Source organism: Rhizobacter sp. P2_H2 (assembly GCF_056403375.1).
On record NZ_JBFUFP010001344.1, the window covers coordinates 1 to 1267 of the forward strand.

Annotated in this window: 2 protein-coding genes; one reads left to right on the top strand and one right to left on the bottom strand. The window is 72.2% G+C overall.

Annotation, left to right across the window (positions count from 1 at the left end):
- The first annotated feature begins 117 nt into the window (after positions 1 to 117).
- Entirely contained in the window at positions 118 to 1053 is a 936-nt protein-coding gene (locus tag AC1D15_RS32930; protein ID WP_477829374.1) for an EAL domain-containing protein, read from the top strand.
- A gap of 24 nt (positions 1054 to 1077) precedes the next feature.
- Here AC1D15_RS32930 and AC1D15_RS32935 read toward each other — a convergent pair.
- On the bottom strand, positions 1078 to 1267 hold a 190-nt coding region (locus AC1D15_RS32935; RefSeq protein ID WP_477829375.1), incomplete at its 5' end, for a type I secretion C-terminal target domain-containing protein.

A 1267-nucleotide genomic window follows, 5' to 3' on the forward strand; every position in this document is an offset into this window, starting at 1 on the left:
GCTCGGACTTCGCGCTGTGCCTGCCGGTGGCCGGCATGGCGCGCGAGACCGCGCAGGCGCTGGCCGATGCGCTGAGCCTGGTGCTCGGACTTCGCGCTGTGCCTGCCGGTGGCCGGCATGGCGCGCGAGACCGCGCAGGCGCTGGCCGATGCGCTGAGCCTGGTGCTGCCGAACCTCAGTGCCGAGGCCGGCGTCAGCGTCGGCGCGCTCGAGCTGCGCCGCGAGATGACGATGGCGCAGGTGATGAGCGAGGCCGATGCCGCGCTGGCGCGCGCCGAGAGCCGCGGGCCGTTCGCAGTGGAACTGGGCGGAGAGGGCAGTGTCGCCGTCGCGATGCTGGGCGAGGGCGCCTGGCGCCAGCGCATCCGCGACGCGATCGGCCAGCAGCGCGCCCACCTGGTCAGCTTCCCGCTGGTCAACGTGCGCAAAGACCTGATCCACCTCGAATGCCCGTTGCGCCTGCAGCTGGAGCCGAACGGCGTGTACGAGCCGGCCGCGCGCTGGCTGCCGCTGGCGATCCGCAGCCGGCTCACGGTCGACATCGACGAATGCGCGCTCGCGCTCGCGCTGCGCGATGCGGCGCGCGACGGCAAGCCGCGCTGCGTGAACCTGTCGCCGTCGTCGCTGGCCGACAGCGGCTTCTCGGCACGGCTGCGCGCGCTGCTGTGGAATGCGCCGCAGGTGGCGCGGCTGATCTGGCTCGAGGTGGCCGAGAACGCGGCCGTCGAGCACTTCGGGCTGCTGCAGGAGCTCGGCCGGCAGCTGCGCCCGACCGGCATCCGGCTCGGGCTGGAGCATGCCGGCGAGCGGCTGGGCAAGATCCCGCGGCTGTTCGAGGCCGGGCTCGACTACGTGAAGCTCGACGCGGCCATCGTGCAGGGCGTGGGCAGCGACGAGAACCGCGCCGCCTTCGTGCGCGGCACGGTGACGCTGCTGCACGGGCTGTCGTTGCAGGTGTACGCCGAGGGCGTGAGCAACGCCGCCGATGCGCAGCGCCTGTGGGACTGCGGCATCGACGGGGCCACCGGGCCCTGGATCAGCGAAAACAGTTGAAGCGGGCGCGGGCCCCGCCCGCCATCAATCCACCACCAGCTTGCCGCGCTTCAGCAGGTCGTCCAGCACCTGGTTGTCGGTGGTGAAGGTGCTCACCAGGTTGACGCCGTTCAGCGTGATCACCTGGTTCACCGCCGCCGCGTTGTAGGTGCCGTTGGTGAAGCCGCCGCCGGTGCTGACCTCGACCACCGTGTTGCCGCCCACCACCGAGAAG

Coding starts and splice junctions, on each gene's coding strand:
- AC1D15_RS32930 (WP_477829374.1), top strand. CDS start 118: ATGGCGCGCGAGACCGCGCAGGCGCTGGCCGATGCGCTGAGCCTGGTG.